Annotated in this window: 14 protein-coding genes; 6 read left to right on the top strand and 8 right to left on the bottom strand. The window is 42.0% G+C overall.

The window, feature by feature from the left end; all coding sequences use genetic code 11:
- The first annotated feature begins 47 nt into the window (after positions 1-47).
- On the top strand, positions 48-1,004 hold the full coding sequence (locus BIZ38_RS20410; RefSeq protein ID WP_166341774.1) for an alpha/beta hydrolase: 957 nt from the start codon (positions 48-50) through the stop codon (positions 1,002-1,004).
- Positions 1,005-1,046: 42 nt separating this feature from the next.
- Here the strand turns inward: BIZ38_RS20410 and BIZ38_RS20405 are convergent, their stop codons facing one another.
- The 3 genes from BIZ38_RS20405 to BIZ38_RS20395 all read right to left on the bottom strand — a co-directional run bounded on the left by BIZ38_RS20405 (position 1,047) and on the right by BIZ38_RS20395 (position 4,687).
- Positions 1,047-2,111: a zinc-binding dehydrogenase gene (locus BIZ38_RS20405; protein WP_187491162.1), complete on the bottom strand. Its 1,065-nt coding sequence runs from the start codon at positions 2,109-2,111 to the stop codon at positions 1,047-1,049.
- A 181-nt stretch (positions 2,112-2,292) separates the two neighbouring features.
- Positions 2,293-3,726 (bottom strand): sodium:proton antiporter NhaD, encoded by a 1,434-nt coding sequence (gene nhaD, locus BIZ38_RS20400; protein WP_187491161.1) that lies wholly within the window; start codon positions 3,724-3,726, stop codon positions 2,293-2,295.
- Between the two features lie 232 nt (positions 3,727-3,958).
- A complete protein-coding gene (locus tag BIZ38_RS20395) occupies positions 3,959-4,687 on the bottom strand; it encodes a glutathione peroxidase (RefSeq protein WP_187491160.1) in 729 nt (242 codons plus the stop codon).
- Between the two features lie 109 nt (positions 4,688-4,796).
- Here BIZ38_RS20395 and BIZ38_RS20390 point away from each other — a divergent pair, with 109 nt between their 5' ends.
- Entirely contained in the window at positions 4,797-5,696 is a 900-nt protein-coding gene (locus BIZ38_RS20390) for a LysR substrate-binding domain-containing protein (protein WP_187491159.1), read from the top strand.
- Here BIZ38_RS20390 and BIZ38_RS20385 read toward each other — a convergent pair.
- Positions 5,679-6,869 (bottom strand): flagellar assembly protein FlgT, encoded by a 1,191-nt coding sequence (locus BIZ38_RS20385; protein ID WP_054554371.1) that lies wholly within the window; start codon positions 6,867-6,869, stop codon positions 5,679-5,681. The two genes, BIZ38_RS20390 and BIZ38_RS20385, sit on opposite strands and share 18 nt — an antisense overlap.
- A gap of 110 nt (positions 6,870-6,979) precedes the next feature.
- Here BIZ38_RS20385 and BIZ38_RS20380 point away from each other — a divergent pair, with 110 nt between their 5' ends.
- The 3 genes from BIZ38_RS20380 (at position 6,980) to BIZ38_RS20370 (ending at position 10,218) form a co-directional block, all read left to right on the top strand.
- On the top strand, positions 6,980-7,438 hold the full coding sequence (locus tag BIZ38_RS20380; RefSeq protein ID WP_054554372.1) for an LPP20 family lipoprotein: 459 nt from the start codon (positions 6,980-6,982) through the stop codon (positions 7,436-7,438).
- A 120-nt stretch (positions 7,439-7,558) separates the two neighbouring features.
- Positions 7,559-8,266: a transglutaminase-like cysteine peptidase gene (locus tag BIZ38_RS20375; protein ID WP_082389319.1), complete on the top strand. Its 708-nt coding sequence runs from the start codon at positions 7,559-7,561 to the stop codon at positions 8,264-8,266.
- The gene (locus tag BIZ38_RS20370) at positions 8,260-10,218 is read left to right on the top strand and encodes a LapD/MoxY N-terminal periplasmic domain-containing protein (RefSeq protein ID WP_054554373.1); all 1,959 of its coding nucleotides are present in this window, start codon (positions 8,260-8,262) and stop codon (positions 10,216-10,218) included. Before BIZ38_RS20375 ends, BIZ38_RS20370 begins: the two co-directional genes overlap by 7 nt.
- Here BIZ38_RS20370 and BIZ38_RS20365 read toward each other — a convergent pair.
- From BIZ38_RS20365 to BIZ38_RS20350, 4 genes are all read right to left on the bottom strand, one after another.
- On the bottom strand, positions 10,215-10,802 hold the full coding sequence (locus tag BIZ38_RS20365; protein ID WP_054554374.1) for a LuxR C-terminal-related transcriptional regulator: 588 nt from the start codon (positions 10,800-10,802) through the stop codon (positions 10,215-10,217). The genes BIZ38_RS20370 and BIZ38_RS20365 overlap by 4 nt on opposite strands.
- Before the next feature lie 22 nt (positions 10,803-10,824).
- Positions 10,825-12,246: an HlyD family type I secretion periplasmic adaptor subunit gene (locus BIZ38_RS20360; RefSeq protein WP_187491158.1), complete on the bottom strand. Its 1,422-nt coding sequence runs from the start codon at positions 12,244-12,246 to the stop codon at positions 10,825-10,827.
- Complete coding sequence (locus BIZ38_RS20355) at positions 12,243-14,381, bottom strand: type I secretion system permease/ATPase (RefSeq protein ID WP_166341760.1); 2,139 nt, start codon at positions 14,379-14,381, stop codon at positions 12,243-12,245. The genes BIZ38_RS20360 and BIZ38_RS20355 overlap by 4 nt, the downstream gene beginning before the upstream one ends.
- Before the next feature lie 72 nt (positions 14,382-14,453).
- On the bottom strand, positions 14,454-16,466 hold the full coding sequence (locus BIZ38_RS20350) for a TolC family outer membrane protein (protein WP_228290594.1): 2,013 nt from the start codon (positions 16,464-16,466) through the stop codon (positions 14,454-14,456).
- 244 nt (positions 16,467-16,710) lie between these two features.
- On the opposite strand from BIZ38_RS20350, the gene BIZ38_RS20345 reads away from it, so the two are divergent.
- The coding region (locus BIZ38_RS20345; RefSeq protein ID WP_187491157.1) for a retention module-containing protein at positions 16,711-23,070 on the top strand (6,360 nt) is incomplete at its 3' end.

The raw sequence follows: 23,070 nt of genomic DNA, 5'->3' as shown, positions 1-23,070 counted from the left end.
AGGTTCTAACTACTTCCTATGGCTAAAAACAGAATAAGGATATTGATATGTTGATTATTACGAATAGAAATATAAATAAATCAAACTTTAAAAATGGCGTAGGCGATCACAATGCTTTTGGTGACTACGCAAACGCTAAAGGACCTAATGAAGTTAGGCTCGCTTATGCAGATAAAGTAGAGGGAGTATGGCAAGTGCGACTAGTCACTGAGCCATCTAAAATCACAGAGAATAATATTCCCTCTAAAAAAGCATTTGCAGAAGTTCGTGAACGGCTCACTTCTTCAGGTAAAAACTGCGTTTTTTTTGTACATGGCTTTAATCAAAGCTTTTATAAGAACTTAGAAAAGTCATTAGCATTAGAAAAAGAGCATGGGGTTGAGGTTGTTGTTTTTTCTTGGCCCTCTAATCCTGGAGGTTTTAAGACAAAAGAATACCGAAGCGCTAAGAGAAATGCACAGGCGTCAGTTGGTGCTTTGGATGCTACGTTGGAAAAGCTAGGTCATTACATGAAAGAGCCGTTCAATAAAGAGGCCCTTGAGGCATGTGATATTAAATTTACCTTTATGACATACAGTTTGGGGAATTATTTGTTTCAGAATTACGTTATCAACGCTTTATACGAAGCTGAAACAAGAATGTTTGATAACGTTGTATTGTGCCAAGCTGATGTTGATAACGCAGGTCATCAACATTGGGTAAATAACATAGAAGCTGGAAAACGAGTTTATATTACGATCAATGAAAATGATTGGGTCCTAAAATGGTCTGATGCGAATTTTCAAAAAGATCGGTTAGGAAGAACTGCTAGGAATTTGGTCGCTTCAAATGCTTTTTATTTTGACTTTACTGGCGGCCCAAATGTTGGAAAAACCCATGGCCTGTTCTATGAAAAGACAAATGATGTAGTTAAATCATTTTTTACAACTGTTTTAAATGGCGGTAGAGGTGAGGAGACTGATGGCTTAGTTTTTGATAGTAGGTTGAACGCTTATAGATTTTAGCTCTAAAATGAGGCTATTATTTTTTTAATAGCCTCATTAAAATTAACCCGTTACTTTTTCAAGCTCGCCTGTGCGCCATGGTTCAATGATGATTTTGATATGGTCGTTTGGTTTAAATAAGGTATCAAATGCACCTTGTACGCCGTCGATGCCGACTTTACCAGTACGCATTTTTTGCCATGCAATTTTGCCTGACGCGATGTTCTCAAGTGATTGTGCAAACTCTTTTGGTTGGTAGTAATAAGAGAAAATAAGGTCTAACTCTTTCACTGTGGCATAAGCAAAGTTAACGTTTAGTGGCGCGGTATGTACACCAGTTACAATGATTTTTGCTTTTGCTGGCGCACGTAAAATGTAATCGTTTAATAAGCGGCTTACACCAGCACATTCAAAAATAACCACCTTGTTGTTACCCGCAAGTGCTGCGGCTGTAGCAACTTCATCATCCGCCATAGGGTTAACATATACTGTGGCGCCAAATTCAAGGGCAATTTGTTTTTTACTTTCTTGTGGATCAGAGGCAACGATGTGTTTTACGCCTTGAAGCTTTAACGCGGCAATCGCGGCAAGGCCAATTGGGCCACAGCCAACCACAATGGCAACATCATCATTATTCATTTGTGCACGGTTCACTGCGTGCAGGCCAACAGCAAGTGGTTCTGTAATGGCTGCTGCTTCTGATGGAACAGCATCAGGAATAGGTAATAGCAAGGCTTCATCAACAATAAAGTATTCAGAGTAGGCACCATATAGCCCAGGGGTTACACCTACGCCAGCGCCGCCCGCAGAAAGTAAAATTGGCACTGAAGTTACGCGGGTGCCTTTAGCTAATTCGCCTTTAGTATTGGGGCCATAGCTAACGATTTCTGCCGCGTACTCATGGCCTAATAATACTTCTTGGTCATCGCCTGCCTCTTTAGCCATGATGCCAAGGTTTTTATAGATATCGAATACATCGCTTGTGTGGCGGGTTATATGAATATCAGAACCGCAAATACCGCAAGCTAGGCTTTTTACAAGTACTTGGCCGGGTCCGGGTGTAGGGATATCAATTTGTTTTACATGCAACTTGCCATTTTGCATGGCAACAGAATTCATTTGGCTCATATGTGTGTCCTCAACTCACCTTATTTGTGAATTATTAGACTAAAGTAAAGTGCCTGCCTTAATCTTGACTTTTTACGACAAAAACACAGCTTATTACGACGCTGTTGTTTATAAACTGCTCATTGTGAAATATTTAAAGTAAAAACCCTCAAAGTGATAAGGGTTTTTACTTTATTAAGTCTTAGCCGAAGTAGGCTGTATTGAGGTATAAATGAGTTAATACTCCAGCAAAGTAACCGAGTAAAATGACCGGCGACCATTTTAAGTGGCTATTAAAGGTGTAGATCCCTCGCGCTTGACCCATTAGTGCAACCCCTGCCGCGGAGCCAATTGATAACAGGCTACCACCAATTCCGGCTGTTAGCGTGATAAGCAACCATTGACCGTGCGACATATCAGGCATCATTTGCAGCACTGCAAACATCACTGGAATGTTATCTACTACCGCTGACATTAAACCAAGAATAATGTTCGCACCGGTGGCAGACCAGTTGTTATAAAGTAAATCAGAAAGTAGCGCTAAGTAGCCGATAAACCCTAAGCCACCAACACAAATAACGATGCCATAGAAGAACAAGAGCGTGTCCCACTCGGCTCTCGATACACGGCTAAATACATCAAAAGGAACAACGTTACCTAAGCGAGATAAGCGCTCTTTATCACCTTCACGCTCTGCCATCGCACGCTTTCTGGCAAGAGAGCCGGGGAGTGTCACGCGTAAGAAGTAACCAAAAAACTGTAAATAGCCAAGGCCCATCATCATGCCCACAACCGGCGGTAGACCAAAGGCGGTTTTTAGCACCACGGCGGTTAAAATTGTCAGTAAGAATAAGCACAATATGCGAAGCGCACCGCGTTTAAGTTCAATATCTTCATCGGCCGTATCCGGGTGACGGTTATTGATAAATAAAGACATAACAAAGGCAGGAATAATATAGCTGACTAAAGCTGGCAGAAATAAAACAAAGAACTCGGTAAAGGCAACAACATCGGCTTGCCAAACCATCAGTGTCGTGATGTCACCAAATGGGCTGAATGCGCCGCCGGCATTAGCGGCAATCACTATATTTACGCATGACATAGCAATAAAGCGGTTATCATTTGCTGCAACTTTCATTACCACAGCACATAAAAGTAGGGCGGTTGTTAAGTTATCGGCTACAGGTGAAATACAAAATGCCAGTACACCGGTTATCCAAAATAATTGTTTGTAACTAAAGCCCCTCGCAACTAGCCAGCTTCTTAGACCATCAAATAAACGGCGTTCTTCTAGGGCGTTAATGTAGGTCATCGCAACGAGCAAAAATAGCATTAACTCCGAAAATTCTAACAAGGCATGACGAAATGCGTCGGTGCTAAGATCAGATAAGTTTTGTGCACTGTATTGCCAAGCAATAAGGGTCCAAATAATCCCGGCTGCAACTAATACGGGTTTTGATTTGCGTAAGTGAATTTTTTCTTCGAGTATGACGAGCACATAAGCAAAGATAAAAATAACAAGGCAGATAATGCCAACAGGATGGGTGAGTAAATCGATAGTACCAGTTGACGCAGCATGAGCTTGGCCACCGAAACATAGCAAGGATAGGATCAGTCCTTGTAATAGTTTTTTCATTGTATATTCCACTTAATTCATCTTAAATTCGTTACGGTTTGAGTAAATGTAGCTGCAGACATTTTAAGTTTATTCTTGGCTTTATGTAACAATTTGGTAACTAAGGTGTTGGTATTTTGAATATAAATATGGGTGATGGCGAGAGCAGACCAGTTGTATAATTTATAATTTAATCAATGGGTTGAGGTTTTAAAATAATAAAGGGCTGCAACGAGCAGCCCCAACTTGAAAATTATGCAAAGTGTTTTTCTAAATCGTCAGAGCCACCAATGTGCTCACCGCCTATAAATACTTGCGGCACTGTCTCACGACCTGAAATCGCTTTTAAACTCGTTAGTGAAGCGTGTTGACCTAATACAATTTCTTCGTACACATAACCTTTTTCGTCTAGTAGCGCTTTAGCTTTGGTACAGAACGGGCAGTTAGGTTTAGTAATAATGCTCACTGATTCTGGTTTTACCTGTGCTGGGTTAATGTATTCAAGCATGGTATCTGCATCAGATACTTCAAACGGGTCGCCAGGCTTTTGTGGCTCGATAAACATTTTTTCGATAACGCCATCTTTTACCAGCATAGAATAACGCCAGCTGCGTTTACCAAAACCTAAGTCGTTTTTATCAACGAGCATACCCATACCGTCGGTAAACTCACCGTTACCATCTGGTAATAGAGTAATGTTTTGCGCTTCTTGGTTTTGCGCCCATGCATTCATTACGAATGTATCGTTTACAGAAATACAAACAATGTCATCAACGCCGTTTTGTTTAAATACAGCTGCAAGCTCGTTATAACGTGGTAAGTGAGTTGATGAGCATGTTGGTGTAAATGCACCAGGTAATGCAAAGAGCACAACCGTTTTACCTTTAAAAATTTCGTCAGTGGTTATTGATTTCCACTGCTCGTCTACACGCGTTGCGAATGTAACGTTTGGTACTCTTTGGCCTTCGATATTGTTTAACATTGTTTTGATTCCTCTTGATTTGTTGAGTGCCATTATGCAATTTAATTTATGATAGCTCCAATCGTTTGTTTGTATTATTGTGATAGGTAAAAGCTATTGATGGTGTGATATGAATTTAAAAGACTTTGAATACGTAAAAGCGGTTGCACAATATAAGCACTTCAGAAAAGCTGCCGATGCGTGCTATGTCAGCCAGCCTACATTGAGTGGTCAGGTCAAAAAGCTTGAGCAAGAGTTGGGTGTTGTTATTTTTGACCGTTCAACTAAGCAGGTTACGTTGACTGTGCAAGGTGAGCAACTACTTAAACAGATCACAGTTATTTTAGAGCAAACACAGGTACTTAAAGAAATAGCTACCAGCTCACACGACCCACTTAAAGGTAAAATAAATGTCGGTATTATTCCTACCATTGCGCCTTATTTACTGCCAACGCTGCTAACATCGATGAAGCAAGCCTTTAGTGAAACTCAGTTTTCATTTATAGAAATGCAAACAGCACAAACGCTTGTAGCGCTTGATAATGGTGAGATTGATATTGCCATTGTTGCTGATGTGGCTGATTTAGCGCCTTATCATGTGTCACCGCTTTATAAAGAAGATTTTTTAGTAGCGGTTTCTGAACAACATGCATTAGCAAAACATCCTGAGGTTGCGCTGGCTCAATTACAAGGTTGTGATTTATTGATGCTAAATGAAGGGCATTGCTTTAAAGATCAAGCAGAACAATTTTGCTTTTCAGCAGGGGTTGAGGTGTCAAATCAATATAAAGGCAATAGTATTGAAACCTTACTCGCGCTGGTGGCAATGGATGATGGGTTAACTTTTGTTCCTAAGCTTGCTTGTACACCACGTGAAGGAGTAAAGTACTTAGCAATTACACCAAATCAGCAGCGCCAAGTTGTTATTGCAACCCGTAAGCATTACCCACATATAGCAGGCGTTGAGCAATTAGCCGAGTGGCTAAATGCTCATAAGGGACTACAAGCTCATTTACTCGCTAGTAGCTAATTCAACAATATCGTTTATTTGAATGTTTGGTAGTGGTTGCTGATCAATACTTATGGCTACCGCTGATTGCTGATAAAGCTGAGTTACTTTTACCTGGTTAAGTGTGGTGATTTTATGCGGAAGCTTATTACCCTGAGCATCCGTTAGGTAATTATGATGGGCAATATTTAAAATTTGCCCTTGCTCAATCCCGTGCGCCTTACCCAAGTTGATGATTAGCCTATCGTTTTCGATATGCAGTATTTTTCCTTGCGTGGGTAAGCAGGCCATGGCTGCTTGTAAGTCATAGGTTAAGGTTTGGTTTATATCGCTGATAGCTTGGCCATAGTCAGTTGCCCAAAATCGGTCGCTATATACATCGATGATCTCAGTCTTTTTATACGGCCAAATGCCTTCTGTTTGGTAGCTTTTTTGCCAGAGCTTTTCGTAAGTGGTGCCATCAAATAATACGTAATCTACTTTGTATGCACGCTTGAAACTATCATCCTGCCAAAACGCATAATCGTTGTTGATCTTATGGTTAACCGATAAGTCACGAATACGGCTCAGTAATACATATTGCGAGTTACTGCGACTAGTGATCTCTTCAAGTAGCGCATTACTGTAATCGTATTGCTGAGTGAAAAAATGATCTACTCGCAGTGGGATATTGTAATAGGCTGTTGGCTTTGCAGCCATTTGCGTATTGTTTAAGCTGGCATAGAGGTGTTCGCTAATAGCTTTGTTTACGTCAAAAATTTGGCCCATGCGCGCTTGCTCGCGGTTGGCCAGTTGGCTTTGTGTCACGGCAATAAATTTAGTGTATTGGTTTGCTGGGCATTCTTCTGCTTGAGCAAAAATATCTAAGCGAAGCGTTATAGCATAGGTGTCGTTATGGCGGTCTTCGCTGATCAGTTCTATTTTTTGGATTTCACCGTGGCTGCTTATTTTTAGCTGATCTTGCGTCAAAACCCCGTCAACGAGGGTTTGTACTGAGCTAACTCGAGCGCCAGAAAACACTAACGCCTGAGTTATGGCGTCTTTAATAGCGGCAGATTTGGCTTGGCTCGTATCGCCATTTTTTATAACAGCATGACCTGTAGATTCAAACCACTGCGCTAAGCTATTGTTAGAAAACAAAATTGTAAAGGCTAAAGCGAACCACTTAAAGTTGGCTCTTGTTTTATTTTTCATGCTGACACCTAGCATTAAAACCAATGAATAACCTTAACGAGCAAGGACTGTACCACAGTGGCATTAAACGTGCATATTTGTAGCCAAAGAGTTTTAAGCGGAAATAAATCATGCGAGCATTATTATTCGGCGGGCTGGTTGCCTGCGCAGCATTAACCGGCTGCAGTAGTATTTTTGATAAACATGTAGAATACACTTACATTGAGCCAGATAGCTACCCAGTGCTAAAAGCCGTGGGTTATGCGCCTATTAGTGCTCAACCTGGTAATAATGAATCGCAGCGTACCCTTCTTGCGATTAAAGCCTCAAAGCTTGAAGCGTATCGAGAGCTTGCTGAGCAAGTTTACGGGCAAAAAATTTCCGCAGGTACCACAGTGCAAAACAGTATCGCCCATAATGATCAATTACAAAGCCAAGTACAAGGTGTGATCAAAGGTGCACAGGTGATCAAGACTTATGCAGTAGGCGATACCTATGCAACTGAATTGCAGCTCGATATGAAGCGTGTCCACGATTTATACATCGGCGAAGTAAAACCTCGACAGGTAAAAAAAGTAACGTATTATTAGCGCTTAAATTCTCATAGTTTCAGCTTGGGTGCTATGCTTTAAAAATCATATTTTTTTATTAAAGCATAATGGGTAACACACACGATTACATTCAAGCTGAATATCTTCAAGGCATGCCTTATGTTATCTAAGGCTTGTATCTTTGCTTGTCGTTTTATTGGGCGTTACCGCTTTTTATCTTCTTCAATTGTCATTCTATTTTGCGTCACTAGCGGTGCTTTAGCTGAGCGCTTAGTGATCGAGTTCTCAACCTTTATTCAACAAATGCAGCAACGCTACGGCGCCACGCGAGTTACTGTCGCAAGGCAATGGCAAGGCATGTTGCAGCATGCTCAAAATCTTCCAGAACAACAGCAAATTTTGGTCGTTAATGATTTTTTTGCGCGTAGTTTACGTTATCAAACTGATATTCAGCTATGGAAACAAAATGATTATTGGGCAACCCCACTAGAAACAATGGGAACAGGGCTTGGTGATTGTGAAGATTACGCTATTGCTAAGTACGTCAGCTTACGCGCTTTGGGTATAAGCGATACCAAACTTCGATTGATTTATGTTAAAGCGCAATTACCTGGAACTAGGAAGACCCAAGCCCACATGGTGTTGGGTTATTACAGTCAACCCAATGCACAACCACTTATTTTAGACAGCTTAATCGTAAAAGTGTTGCCTGCTGCAAAGCGCACCGATCTTAGTCCTGTTTTCAGCTTTAACAGTAAGGGCCTTTGGGCTAACAATTCAGCACAAAGCGTAGCCGATCCGACAGCGAGGCTATCACGTTGGCGACATATTTTAGAGCAAACTCGTAAAGAAGGAGTTAAATGGTGAATGTAATTAAAGCGTTTAAACGCAAAAAAACCATTACTTTGAAACAAGAGTTATGGATTGCCATTTTAGTGGTGATCATTATTGGCTTTATTAGCAGTTTGCTAATTAGTACAAGTTCGGCAAAAGACTATTTTACAGCCGAACTTAAAATGAAAAATGTAGATAATGCAAATTCATTAGCGCTAATGTTGAGTCAAATGGATAAGGACCCGGTGGAAATCGAACTGCTTCTTTCGGCGTCGTTTGATACAGGTTATTACCAACGTATTGAATTAAAAGATCCGAATGGCGAGACTATTATAAAACGTGCATTTAAGGGCGAGTTAGTGCTTGATGCACCGAGCTGGTTCCGCCATTTGTATTCTCTTGAAGTAGCACCCGGCATTGCGCTTGTCAGTGATGGTTGGCAGCAATATGGTACTTTATATGTTGAAAGTCATAGTCAACATACACAAGATGCGCTTTGGCAAAGTTCGGTGCATTTGTTTTTTAGCTTTCTTGCTGTTGCAGTTGTTGCTTGTATAGCCAGCGCTTACTTCTTATCGAAAATTTTAAGCCCTTTGAGCGATGTAATGCGCCAAGCAATAGCGTTAGGAGAAAAGCGCTTTATTAAATCAAAGGTGCCTAGAACATACGAGTTTGCCAAATTAGTTTCTTCAATGAACTTACTATCTACACGTTTTAGCCGCATCGTGAAAGAGGACCGTCAAAGGCTTGAAGAAATGCGTTTTAAGAGCCAGCACGATGACCTGACTGGGCTTGCAAATCGTGAGTATTTTAATGCGACCTTAGATACCTTTTTAGATAATACACAAGGGCATGGCGCATTATTCCTTTTTAGGGTGGTTAATCTTGACGAGCTAACAGAGCAAGTTGGACGTGTAGAGATGGTCGAGTTTTTACGTCTTTTCTCGCAGTCGTTAGTTGCATTTCTAGAGTCAAATGAAGATAGCTTTAGAGAGAGCCATATTGCGCGAATGTCGCATGTTGACTTTTTGGTGTTGTTTTCTGATGTGAGTGATCTAACACTGTTGAGTGACAATATTTTGCAGTCTCATCAGCAATTAGTTGCTCAGTACGCACAGGTGGATCTTGCTGTATCTCATAGTTGCAGTTTAGTTACTACCAACGATACGCGAGGAGCGCTGTTAAAGCGGGTTGATAGCTTATTAAAAGTGGCGATTTCAAAGCCTGGTTGTAATGCCCACTTTACTGTAGATGGTACTGCTGAGCTTAGAAATGATGACCTTAATTTTTGGCGAGAAACGATAGAATTAGCATTAAAAGAAAACCAACTAGAAATTGCATTATATCCCGTTACCTCGTTCAGCGACGTTCTTCTACAACAACAAATTTCACTGAGTTTATTGCTCAAAGGAGAGAAGTACGGAATAGGATTTTACTATCAATGGGCGCACAAACTTCAATTACTAGCGCGGCTTGATTGGAGCCTAATGAAATTGATGATTAAGCAATATGGTGAGTTAACAGACGGTGCCTTGCTGGGGATGGAGCTCTCAGCAGGTACCTTACATGATGATATGGCCGTAGCGTCAATTTTGACAGGATTGTGTGCTTACCCTGAACTTGCTAAGCGAATTTGCTTTGAGGTACGGGCAAACACTGCCATTAAAGATTTACCGTTATTCAGGCGTTTTTGCAGTCAGGTGCATAGCATAGGTGCAAAAGTTGCGTTAAAACGCGTTGGGGCTGAGTTTACAAAATTAACTAAAATCCAAGAGCTTGGCCTTGAGATGATAAAGGTAGATAGCGTTTATTGTCATAACATTAGTTTTAATGACTCAAACCAAAGCTTTTTGAGAGGGGTATGCTCATTAGCTCACTCGCTAGGGATTAAGGTTGTTGCTGAAGGGGTTAAAAACCCAAGTGATCAATCAACCTTAAAAGGGCTTGGTTTTGATGGTGTTGTTGCGGTTGAAGAGTCAGTTTAATGACCCTTCACAGCAAGCATTAATTGCATTCGATCGCGTACCTTTAATTTATGAAAAATTGAGCTCATGTGCTCTTTGACAGTGCGCTCAGTAATATTTAAAACTTGCGCGACTTGTTTGTTGGTTGCACCTTTTATAACTTCATCAACAACCTGTTTTTCACGCTTGGTGAGAGAACTCAGATCACATTGATGCGGATAGTTAATTGCTTGTCCTGATAACACGCCAACCAAGTTTGAAAGTAATTGCCCAGGAAGCCAAATTCCACCGGCGTTAACGGTTTCAGCAACTTGTTCGATGACAGTTTTGTTTGCAAATGCTTCAATGTATCCGCGTGCACCAAGTTGCAGTGCATCACACAGTTGTTGAATATCCAGCTGAGTTGTCATCACAATCACGGGTAGTCGTTGTGCGGTTAATTTTTGTAGCTGCACTTGCCAATCCGCAGAGTCTGCAAGTAACCAGACTAATGTGTCTGCTAATAATTTCTTAGGGCAGGCTGTCTGAATTACGCAATTTGGAAATGCACTTAACCAGTGAGGCGATTGCAAGTCATCTTGTGTAATAAAAATACTGCGACGCATGATTACTCCATTAAAAAGCCCGCTAGCGTTCACTCATTGCCAGCGACGTTGCACGCAAAATTGGTTTGAATAAATACTCAAGAACCGTTTTTTTACCGGTAATAATATCGACTTGTGTAGTCATTCCCGGAATGATGGTTAGGTTGTCTGCAAAGTGATTACGATTTGTTTTAAGCTGCACTAAGTAAAATGTATTGTCTCTGTCATCTGTAATCGTATCAGCGCTGATATGAGTAACTTCAGCCTCTAAGCCGCCATAGATCGCAAAATCATAAGCACTAAATTTAATCATTGCAGCTTGACCTGGGCGTAAAAAAGCAATGTCTTTAGGTAGAATTTTAGCTTCAACAACCAATTGATCATCGAGTGGAATAATTTCAATTGCGTCGCTGCCAGGTTGGAGTACTCCGCCAACTGTGTTGACTAATAGGCGTTGAACCGTTCCATTGACGGGGGAGCGGATCTCCGTTTGTGCAACTTTATCAGCAAGTCCAGACTCAGTTTCTTTCATTGCATCAAGCCTGAGTAAGGCTTCTGATAGCTCATTACTCCAGCGATTTATCATGGCAAGCTCAACTTCGGCGACTTTGTTTTTTGCTTCATTTATAGCTGATAGGCTACGATTTATTGCCGCTTTTGTTCGATTTATTTCACCTGTATGTTCAACAATTTGGCGCTCTAAGCGAATTATATCTATGTCTGATACCGCACCTGTGCGAAGTAGGGGGCGAGTTACTGCTAACTCTCGGTTAGCTAAACTCAATGAATTTGTGTGTTGCTGTAATGCAGCCCTAGCTTCGGCATAATCTTGTCGACGCTGCTCTAATTGGCGTTTATGAATGGTAACCTGTTGCTCCAGTTCTTTGTTACTGCTTTCAAAAATAGCTTGTTCATGTAGAACCGCGTCCGGTGCTTGCTCTATCAAGCTGGCAGCAAATAGCAGAGGTTTTTTTTGCGTAAGTGCCCTTAATCGCTCAACTTTAGCAGTCAAAGACAGTACCTTAGCTTGGTTTTCTCTAAATGAAGAAATAAACCGTGTGGGATCAATTTTTATTAAAACATCACCTGCATTAACAACTTGTCCTTCACGTACAAATATCTGCTCGACCATACCGCCATCGTACGACTGCACTATTTGCAATTTGTGAGATGGGATTACACGGCCTTCTCCTCTGGCTACTTCATCAAGGTGAGCAAATCCTGACCAAACAATAAGCGCAACAATACTGATACAGATAATGTAAAGCAGTAATCGGGCACTTGCTGGTTGTTGCTGCATTTTTTCCCATTGTGCGTCAACGACCCAGTCTTGACTATTTGGCGGTGATAACCAACCGGAAAAAAGCTTAGAGAAAATAGAGGGACGTTTTGCTTTTTGCTTTTCCAGCACCTTGTTTAGATGCTCAAATGAGCGTTGTTCAATAGGTAAGTTTTTATTACTCATGATACTTTTCCTACTGTATGGTTATTTAAAGCCGATAACACCTGTGCCTTGGGGCCATCAGCAACCACTTTGCCGTTATCAAGTACAATGATGCGGTCTACCAGCTCGAGTAATGAGGTTCTGTGAGTGACGACAATTAGGGTCTTCTCTTGGCAGTTGCGCTTGATATTGTTAATAATTTTACTTTCGCTATTGTGATCAAGTGCTGATGTGGGTTCATCCATCAGTAAGATGGGCGGATTGTTCAGAAGCGCACGTGCAATCCCAACAGCTTGGCGCTGCCCGCCAGAAAGTAGCCGGCCTTGTTCACCCACTTGTAGGTCAAAACCATCTGGGTGTGAGTTTATTAACTCAAATAATTGGCTTTGTTGACACGCAGATAAAATTTGCTCGTCTTTAGCATGCCATGCACTAAGGGTGATATTGTCTTTAAGGGTGCCAAAAAATAAAGAAATTGTTTGTGGTACATAGCCAATGTTATGTCGTAACTCGGCAGGATCGATCTGATGGATATCATTATTATCTATTAAGATACTGCCAGAAGTTGGTTCATAGAGGCCGAGAATTAATTTTTCAATTGTGCTTTTACCAGAGCCATTGCGACCAAGAATCGCTACTTTTTCACCAGACTTTATTTTAAAGCTAACACCACTTAATGCTTCATTGCTTTCTTGAGAGTACTTAAACCGAACATCATTAAATTCAATATCACCCAGTAGTACAGGGTGACTTAGCCAGTGCTTGCCGGCTGGGCGTTCAACTTCATTATCCATAATTTCATTGAGTGAATGCATTGCAATTGCGGCATGATGAAACTGAGCTAGCACAGCAGCAGATTGGGTAATTGGAGCCATAGTGCGCGACGAAAGTAAGTAGGCTGCAATGAGCCCTCCTTGAGTGAGGTCACCGGAAATAATGAGATGTACGCCAACCATCATAATTATGACCCCAACACATTGCTGAACCCATGAACCTGCATTGCTGATAGAAGATGAAATTAAGCGGCTTTGCGCGTTAACGCGAGCAATGTAAATTGTTGATTTCTCCCAATTGGACTGAGTTTTACACTCACTATGAAAGCTTTTTACATCTTCAATATTAGTTAAGCTTTCAACTAAAATTGCATTGCGCATAGAGCTTGCTTTCATTGTTTGCTCTGAGAGGCTTTCAAGCTTTCGGTGGGCTGCTAATGCGTAACAGAGTAATATCAAAGCCCCGACGATTATTGGTAAACTTAATTCGACGCCAATGATCGCGATTACGATTAAATAGAGTAAAACAAAAGGTAAATCGACAAGCGCAATAAGGGTCATAGAGCTAAAGAAGCCTCTGACCGCTTCAAATGATTGAATATTACTTGCAAACGAACCTGCAGAAGCGGGGCGGTTTTTTAGTTTCATGCCAAGTACGCGTTCCATAATGACAGCTGAAACTTTGACATCAATACGACTTGCTGCCAGCTCCACAAAGTAACTTCGAACTAACCGTAAAATAAAATCTGCGGTGAGTGCAATTAAAACACCGCTTGCCAGCACCCATAGGGTTTCTACTGCATGATTGGGTACAACTCGGTCATACACATTCATAACAAAAAGTGGCATCGCAATTGATAATACGCCTAATGCGATGGCAGAAACGACTACATCTTTATATAAACTTCGGCACTCTTTGATGACTCCCCAAAACCAGCCATCTTTAGCTAATTTTTGTAGTACAGGGGAGCGTGCGTCAAAAGCGAATTCGGGCTGTGCATAAATAACCATTGCTGTGCTGCTATCAGCAAGTTTTGTAATACTGATTTTAACGGCGGAGTCATTTAGTTCAGGGTAGATGACCTCAGCGCTGTCGTTTTCGATATCAAGCTCAGTAATTACACAGGCTTTATTACCTTTTAGGATTAACACCGCAGGTAACAAAGCTGTATTAAGGTCGCATAGGGGTTTGTGAACAATTTTAGTTTTAAAGCCTATACGTTTAGCGGCACGTGAAAAACCTGACGGAGTCAATAAGCCGTTCTCAAGGGGTAAACCGCTTAATAATGTTTCACGAGAAAATTCTCGATCATGATAGCGGCATAGGGTTTCTAGACAGTCAACAAGGCTGCCACCATGATCTTGAGCATCAGTTTCTTGCATACAATATCCATACTTATACCAATGCGCAAAAATACTAAATTAAGCGAATTGGTATCAAATTCACCATGAGCTTTACGACCAGCCATCTTTCATGACTGCTGGGCGGCTACCTGCGTCGGTTATCACTGCTTCAATGCGACGATTTGCAGCATTTGCTCTAACTGAAATCTCATTTATTCTTGGTTGATCAACACCATAACCAAGCGATTTCACTCTGTTTGGGGCAATACCGTATTGCTGGATTAATATCTCAGCAACCGAAGATGCGCGTTCTTCAGAGAGCTTTCTATTGTGAAGGGCTGGTCCTTCAAGGGAAGCATGCCCTTGAATTTCAACATTTTTGTTGGGGTGTTCTTTTAAGAAATCAGCAAGTCGAGCTATTTCCTGCATATACTGAGGGCGCACAACACTTGAGTCTGCGAGAAAAGGAATGCCAATCTCTACATTACTCGTGTTGCTTCGATACTTTGTGCAGCCTTTTTCATCAACCTCCGTAAATGCAGGCGTAGATGGGCATTCATCTTGCGCATTTGCGATACCATCATTATCATCATCGGCAAATGTCGTAGCTGTTTCGACAGGAGTTGCCGGCATAGTTAAGTAGCTAGGCATAGCGGTTACTGTCATATATGCATTATCTTGCTGTTTTTTTTTCTGCAAGAATGCTTGTCTGCCAATCGTTGCAGCTACATCAAATTTTGGACAAATACTGTCTGCATTTAATGCAATTGGGTCATCAGTTAACTCTGTAATTTTTGGAAACTTGTCGGATGTAACGTTGAGCGTGTCGAGTAATTTCCCCATCTCCGCAAGCATAGTTAAAATAGCTGACTGTCTGTCATATAGAGCTGCGATATAAGAACGATTTGATTGAAATGCTTCATTTTCAGCGTCAAGCACATCAAGTAACGTTCTTTGGCCAATATCAAACTGGTCTTTATAGGCATATTTTACTTTATTAGATGACTCTTTATGACTAGCAAGAGAAGGGATCTTATTTTGTAAAACCTGCACATTGTTATAAGCAACTTGAAGGTTTTGTCTGATTTCAATACAGGTTTGGTCGCGCTGATATTTAGCAACATTAATCTCTTGATAGGCTTGATCAAGATTCGCACTGTCTAAGCCACCATTGTATAAATTGTAGCGAATATCTATACCAACTCTTGCCTCAGAGCGAGTTTCATTTAAACCTAACTCATCTCTATCTTGCATTCCGTAGCGTGCAGATAAATCTACATTAGGATGAAATGCGGAGCGTTGTGAATCAGCATTCGCTTTTTGCGCTTCGATATTATACAGAGACGCGTAAAAGTTAGGGCTGCTTTTGTAAGCTATATCAAGTGCTTGATTGATGGTGATGGGAATTGCATCATCACTTAGTCTTGCTTTTGCAGTTCCTTTTGTTGGCAGCTCTCCAACAATGCGTAAATAGCGAGCACTTACATCATGCAAGTTTGCATACTCTGTCATAACATTCGATTGCGCAAGCGAGAGGCGACCATTAATTTGTTCAAGATCTGCTGCTCTAGCAACACCAGCACCAACGCTTTGCTCTATTTGCTGATAGACAGCCTCGTGCTCTTTTAAGTTATTTTCAGCAAGCTCAACTAACTCAGTGAACTTTTGCACATCTAGGTAAGCAATACTTGCCTGAAGTGCAATCTTTTCAGCTTGATCAAGTAGTTCAAAATAACGTATCAGTTGAATTCGTTCAAAGCGCTTAACTGTGTTCGATGTTCTAAAACCATCGTATAGCATTTGCCCTAATGTGAGCTCTGCGGTATTGCGGTTGTATTCATCTTCAATACCGTAGTTACGTTTTTCATAACCTGCACTCGCTGATACATCGACGGTTGGTAAATAACCTGAACGAGCAGCATCAATGCCATACATTGATGCTTTAAATGCATGCCAAGCTTGTTGTACTTCTGGGTTAGATGAAATTGCTTTATCAGATACATAATGCAAAGGCATTACAGAGGTTTGTTCTGCTTGTGCGTCGAATACACTTCCATTCGCTGCAAACATTAAAATAAGTAAAGCGCTGAGCTTTTTGCTAGTGAACTGCTTGCTTATAGCCATATGATCCTCTTTTTAGACTAAACTTTATTCACGCTAAGTTAAGGTTTAGCCAACAATTTCAAATACTGCAAATGATACTTTTGTGTTGCTTTTAGTTTTTTATTAATTGTTTTGTTTATTCGAATATTAGTTAAATAGTGCTGTTTTTTAGTGTTCACCTGTACCATAGTCCAGTAACAAAGTGTTACTTGCTGGCTAAGCTTAAGTTATACAAATGTATTACTCATAGTTTGAGGAAAAGCAAATGGACGCAAATCAATTACTGGTTATTGATGTACAAGGTTCTGCAGGCTTAGTGCAAGCGGATGGTTCTATAAAAGCCCTCTCAGTTGGCGATGTGATAACGGTAGGTGATACTGTTGTTACCGCAGATAACTCGACCATATTAATTGATGTGCAAGGAGAGTCGTTGGCGATCCCTGCCAATAAATCAGTGACTATAACCCCTGACTTGCTAGCAAAAGAGACGCAAGATAACTCAGAGAATACCCTTTTCGATGATAGTATCGACGAAGCCATTGCAAGTTTAAATCAACCCAATCAACCAACCCCAGAGCAACAAACAGGCACTGATATCAGTGATTTTTTAGATGCGCTTGAAGGGGGGGGAGACATTTTAGATAATTTAGAGGCGACTGCTGCTGGTGGAGGCGGTGGTGCTGCATCTGGCGGAGGCACCTCGTTTGTAGAGCTAGCACGTATCGCTGAAGGTATCGACCCATCTAGTTTAGCATTTGATGACAGCTTTAACGCTGATAACACTGGCATTTTCTCTCCTAGAGATACAACCGATGGTGTTGTACCTGGTGATGAGTTAATTGCAACATTGAGTGTCAATGAATTAGGTCTTACTAATAATCCACAACCAGTTATATCAGGTACATCTGAAAACCTAGTAGGACAAACGGTCACGGTGACAGTAACCGACGCGAATGGTAATACCCAAGTTGTGACTGTTGTAGTCCAACCAGATGGTACTTTTGTAACCCCACCACTTGACCCATTACCTGATGGTCCAATCACTGTCGATGTGGTTGCTCTTGATCCAAATGGTGACCCTGTATCAGATAATATTGGCGCAAGTATTGATACTGTCGCGCCAGTTGTAACGATTGATACACTTACTGATTCAGCGATTCAAAATGTACTAATTACTGGCACAGTGTCTGGTATTAGCAGTGGTGATACTGTCACTATCACTGTTACAGACAGCGCAGGACAAGTGCAAGTAATAGCGACGCAAGTAGATGATCAAGGAAATTGGAGTATTACGACTGAAGCACTTGCTGAGGGGCTTTATACGGTCGTTGCATCGGCAGTTGATGAGGCTGGCAATGAAGGCAGTGATAGTGAAAATGGTCTAGTCGATCTGACTGCTCCCGTTATAAGTATTGACACCATCGGCGAAACAAATGATACCACGCCAACTATTTCAGGAACGGTAAGTGGAGTCACTGTTGGTAGTGAAATCACTGTCGTGATCACTGGCGCAGATAATACAGTGCAAACCGTAACTGCAATTGTTGCCGAAGATGGTAGTTGGATCGTTGATGTGCCTGATGCACTTGTTGAAGGTGAGTTTACTGTAACTGCAACAGCCGTTGATATTGCTGGAAATGAGGCGCAAGCAACGACCACTGGTGTTATTGATAATACAGCGCCTGTGATTAGTATCACCCCAATTGATGATACGCAGGACACTACGCCAAATATCAGTGGTAATGTTGTTGGTGTTCAACAAGGCACACTTGTTACCGTTGTTGTCACTGATATTAATGGTCAAGTTCAAACATTAACAACGGTAACCGATGCTGATGGGAATTGGAGTTTAGATGTTGTCGCAGATCTTGCAGAAGGGATTTTTGACGTAAGTGCATCCGTAACTGATGCAGCCGGAAATACAGCTCAAGCTGACACCCAAGGGGTTGTTGACTTGACGGCTCCTGACATAACGTTAACAGCTATTGCCAATACAAATGATACAACGCCAACCTTTGTCGGGCGAGTTGAAGGGGTGCCAGAGGGCACCGAAGTTACAATACAAGTTGTTGATAGTAATGGTCAGTCGCAAACGTTGACGGCGCTTGTTCTTGCTGATGGCAGTTATAGTGTTGATGCAATAAGCCCTTTGCCTGAAGGCAGTTTTACGGCAATTGCTACCGTTAGTGATGCTGCGGGTAACTCAGCATCTGCAAATACGACAGGTACCGTCGCATTTTCTCCTATTTCAATCACAATTGATTCTATTGCTGATAGTAATGACACAACACCATTGCTGAGTGGGCAAACCGATGGCGTAGCTACTGGAACGACAATTTCGCTGACAATTACAGCAAGTGATGGGCGGGTTATTAATTTACTCGCAATCACTCAAGCTGATGGAAGTTGGTCTATTCAATTGACAGAACCTTTACCTGAAGGAGATTTTACAGTTGTCGCATCGGTATTAGATCCTCAAGGCAATGAAGCACAAGCAACCGCGATTGGTAATGTAGATTTAACAGTCAGTATTAATTTCATTATTGATACTAATGACACGACTCCAAGTGTATCTGGTTCAACACAAGATGTTGAACCAGGCGCAGTCGTTACTGTTACATTTACAGGAAGTGATGGAGCGACTGAAACTTTACAAGTTATTACCGATGCAAACGGTAATTGGACTGTTGAAGCAAGTACTGCATTGGCTGAAGGTCAATTCACAGTCACCGCGACAGTAACCGATGAAGTGGGTAATACAGCGACAGCAACAGAAATAGGGGTCATTGATTTAACCGATCCTACTATTTCAATCAATCCTTTAAATGATACTAATGACACAACTCCACTAATTTCAGGATCTGTTGCAGATGTACCAGTAGGAACGACAGTTACGTTAGTCATTACAGATAGTAATGGTGTTGTGCAAACGATAACAACCACCACAAATGCACAAGGTGTATGGCAAGTCGAAACTTTAAATGAGCTTGCTGAGGGAGATTATACTGTCACTGCAAGCGCAAGCGACGAAGCGGGTAACACCAGTTCAGCAACAGCAACTGGCACAATAGATTTAACTGCACCAATTATTAATATTAATGCAATTGCTGATAGTAATGACACCACGCCGACAATATCTGGCACAACACAAGGGTTAAATGCTGGTAGCACAGTTACAGTCACGGTTACCGACAGTAATGGGAGTGCACAAGTATTTGCAACTGTTACAAATGCCGATGGCAGCTGGTCGATTAATATTGATCAAGAGCTAGCTGAAGGCGAGTTCACTGTTGTTGCGCAAACTCAAGATGAAGCAGGAAATAGCGCACAAGACATTGAAACGGGTGTGATTGATTTAACAGCACCTACCATCACAATTGATGAGTTTAGCGATTCTAATGATGTTACACCCATTATTTCAGGTATTGTATCAGGGGTTGATGCTGGCTCGGTTGTTACGATCATACTCGTTGATAGTAATGGAAATCAGCAAATACTGACGACCACAGTTAATGCAGATAGCAGCTGGCAAGTTGGTGCAAATCAAGTGTTGGCTGAGGGTGATTTTACAATTACCGCAACAGTGAGTGATCCTGCTGGTAATCAAGCTCAAGATACGACGACAGGGATCATTGATCTAACCGCGCCAATTATAAGCCTTGATAACTTAGGAAGTAGTGCTGACAACACACCTACAATTTCAGGCACAGTGCAAGGCGTTGCAGCAGGCACACCGGTCACTTTAGTTGTCACAGATGCAAATGGCAATAGTCAGACGTTTACTGCAATCACTAATGATAATGGTGTATTTAGTGCAGACGTACCAGGCAGCCTTGCTGATGGGCAATACACGGTTACCGCTACGGTATCTGACTTAGCTGGTAATCAAGCCTCGGATTCAGAAACGGGTACGGTGGATAGTTCATCTTTAACTATCTTAATTGATGCGTTAGGCGAAACAAACGACACAACACCCAGTATTTCAGGTTCAACATTAAATGCAACAGCAGGTGATGTGGTCACGGTGGTGATTATTCCTGCTTCGGGTCCAAGCCAAACATTTACAACAACAGTTGATGCAAATGGAGATTGGAGTATCAATGTATCAGATGAACTTGCAGAGGGTGAGTTTACGATTGATGCCACTGTTACCGACCAATTTGGTAATACTGCAAATGATTCGATCACCGCAGTGGTTGATACGACTGCACCGCTTATTAGCATAGATACTATAGGCGCTATCAATGACAGTACGCCTTTAATTTCAGGCAGCTCACAAGGAGCGACGGCAGGTAATACAGTAACAGTTACTGTTGTCGACTCTCAAAATAATAGCCAAACCTATACGACAACTGTTGATGCTGATGGAAATTGGGCAGTGCCTGTTACAAGTGCAGTGTCGCAAGGGGAATTTACTGTAACAGCCAGCATCACTGATAATGCAGGTAATACAGGCACGGATACTGAAGTTGGTACGTTCGATGGAATTAATCCTTTATTAACGTTAGATTTTGATCCTTTGACTAATGACAGTACGCCGTTGATCACAGGCACAACTGATGTCACTGCAGGCAGTATTGTTACTGTCAACGTTACTGACAGCGATGGCGTGGTACAAACGCTTTCTGCGGTTGTGGCTGCGGACGGAAGCTGGTCAATCAGCCCTAATACGCCTCTAGCTGAAGGGGCGTTCACGGTGACAGCAAGTGTAGAGGATGAATCTGGCAATCAAACGCAAATCACTCAAAACGGTGTTGTTGATCTCACTGCTCCAATTATTACGATTGACAATTTGGGAACGGTCAACGATACAACGCCTACAATTAGCGGACAAACGAATGAGCCTGCGGGTAGTATCGTTACGGTTGTTGTCTCAGATGGTATTAACAGCTATGAATTTAGCGCAACCGTTAATGCTGATGGCAGTTGGTCTGGGGATGTGCCTGCAGAATTAGACGATGGCAACATCAATGTTACAGCGTCAATAACTGATGCTGCAGGCAATCAGGCCCAAGCAACGAATAGCTTTATTTTAAATAGTGCTGCGCCTAGCATTGCAATAGATGCAATCAACGAAACCAATGACACAACGCCAGCTATAAGTGGCACCTCAGATGCCCCTAATGGCAGCGTCATAACTATAATTGTTGAAGACAGTAATAACAACAGCCAACAGCTTACTGCAACAGTGCTGAATGGTCAGTGGAGTGTAGAGATACAGCAAGCTTTAAGTGAAGGCACATTTACTGTTAATGCGTCAGTAACAGTTGATGGCTTGACCAGTGATGCTGCTGCTCAAGGCGTAATTGATGTAACAGCGCCGACAGTCAGTATTGATGCCTTAGTAGATAGCAACGATGTAACTCCGATCATTACGGGTCAGACGTCAGGTTTGGCGGCTGGTAGTGTCGTAACACTCACAATTACTGACAGTGCAGGAGCCGTTCAGACAGCATCTGTTGTTATCTCGCAAGATGGTTCATGGTCAGCAGAAGTTAGCAATGCGCTGGCTGAAGGACAGTATTCTGTATTAGCTGAGGTGGTAGATAATGCAGGCAATGAAGCGAGCGACTCTCAATTAGGTATCATCGATTTATCTGCGCCTACAATTAGCATTGATGCTATTGCTGATACAAATGACGTTACACCTACTCTAACGGGTCAAACAACAGGTGTACCGCAAGGCACGCAGGTAACTTTATTAATAACAGATAGTTCGGGTAATACCCAAACTTTAACTACTACCACATTAGCTGATGGATCATGGTCTGTTGATGCTGAGGTTATTATTGCTGAAGGAAGCTTCACTGTCGAAGCATCTGTGAGTGATGTTGCTGGAAACTCTGCTTCAACCTCGGCAACCGGTTTAATTGATTTAACAGCCCCTACTATTAGTGTTGATCCATTGTCAGATAGTGCTGATGTAACACCGCTGATCAGTGGTGTAGCGAATGGTGTGGCAACAGGTACACTTGTTAATTTAGAAATCACCGATAGTGCTGGTAATGTTCAAACAGCGACAGCGATTGTTCAAGCGGACGGCAGCTGGTCTGTTGAGCCTAGCGTAGCAATTGCTGAAGGAGAATTTACTGTTGTTGCTACAGTACAAGATACTGCAGGAAATCAAGGATCTGACACCGCAACGGGTAATATCGATACCACAGCACCAAGTGTATTCATCGATCCTCAAAATATCACAAATGATACAACCCCAGTATTCTCAGGACAAAGCTCAGGCGTTCCTGCAGGTACTGAGGTTAGACTAACGGTTACCGACAGTGCTGGTAATATTCAAACTTTAATTGCTATTACTAGTGCTGACGGAAGCTGGTCAGTTGCTGCAACTGAAGTACTTGCCGAGGGTAATTACACTATTGAAGCAGAAGTTTCAGATGCGGCAGGTAATACTGGTACCGATAGTGCCACTGGTGAAATCGACATTACCGCACCGACGATTAGCCTTGATACCTTGGCCGATAGTAATGATGTGACACCGCTCATCAGTGGGCAAACCACCGGAGCGGCTGTGGGCAGCTTAGTGCTGCTTACTATCACTGACAGTGCCGGTAATGTACAAAGTGCGACAGCGACGGTGCAAGCGGATGGCAGTTGGTCTGTTGAGCCA

This window comes from Pseudoalteromonas sp. BZK2, assembly GCF_014349195.1.
Classification (GTDB): Bacteria; Pseudomonadota; Gammaproteobacteria; order Enterobacterales; family Alteromonadaceae; genus Pseudoalteromonas; species Pseudoalteromonas simplex.
Note: the sequence above shows the minus strand (reverse complement) of the source record. Positions and strands in the feature narration are given on the sequence as shown.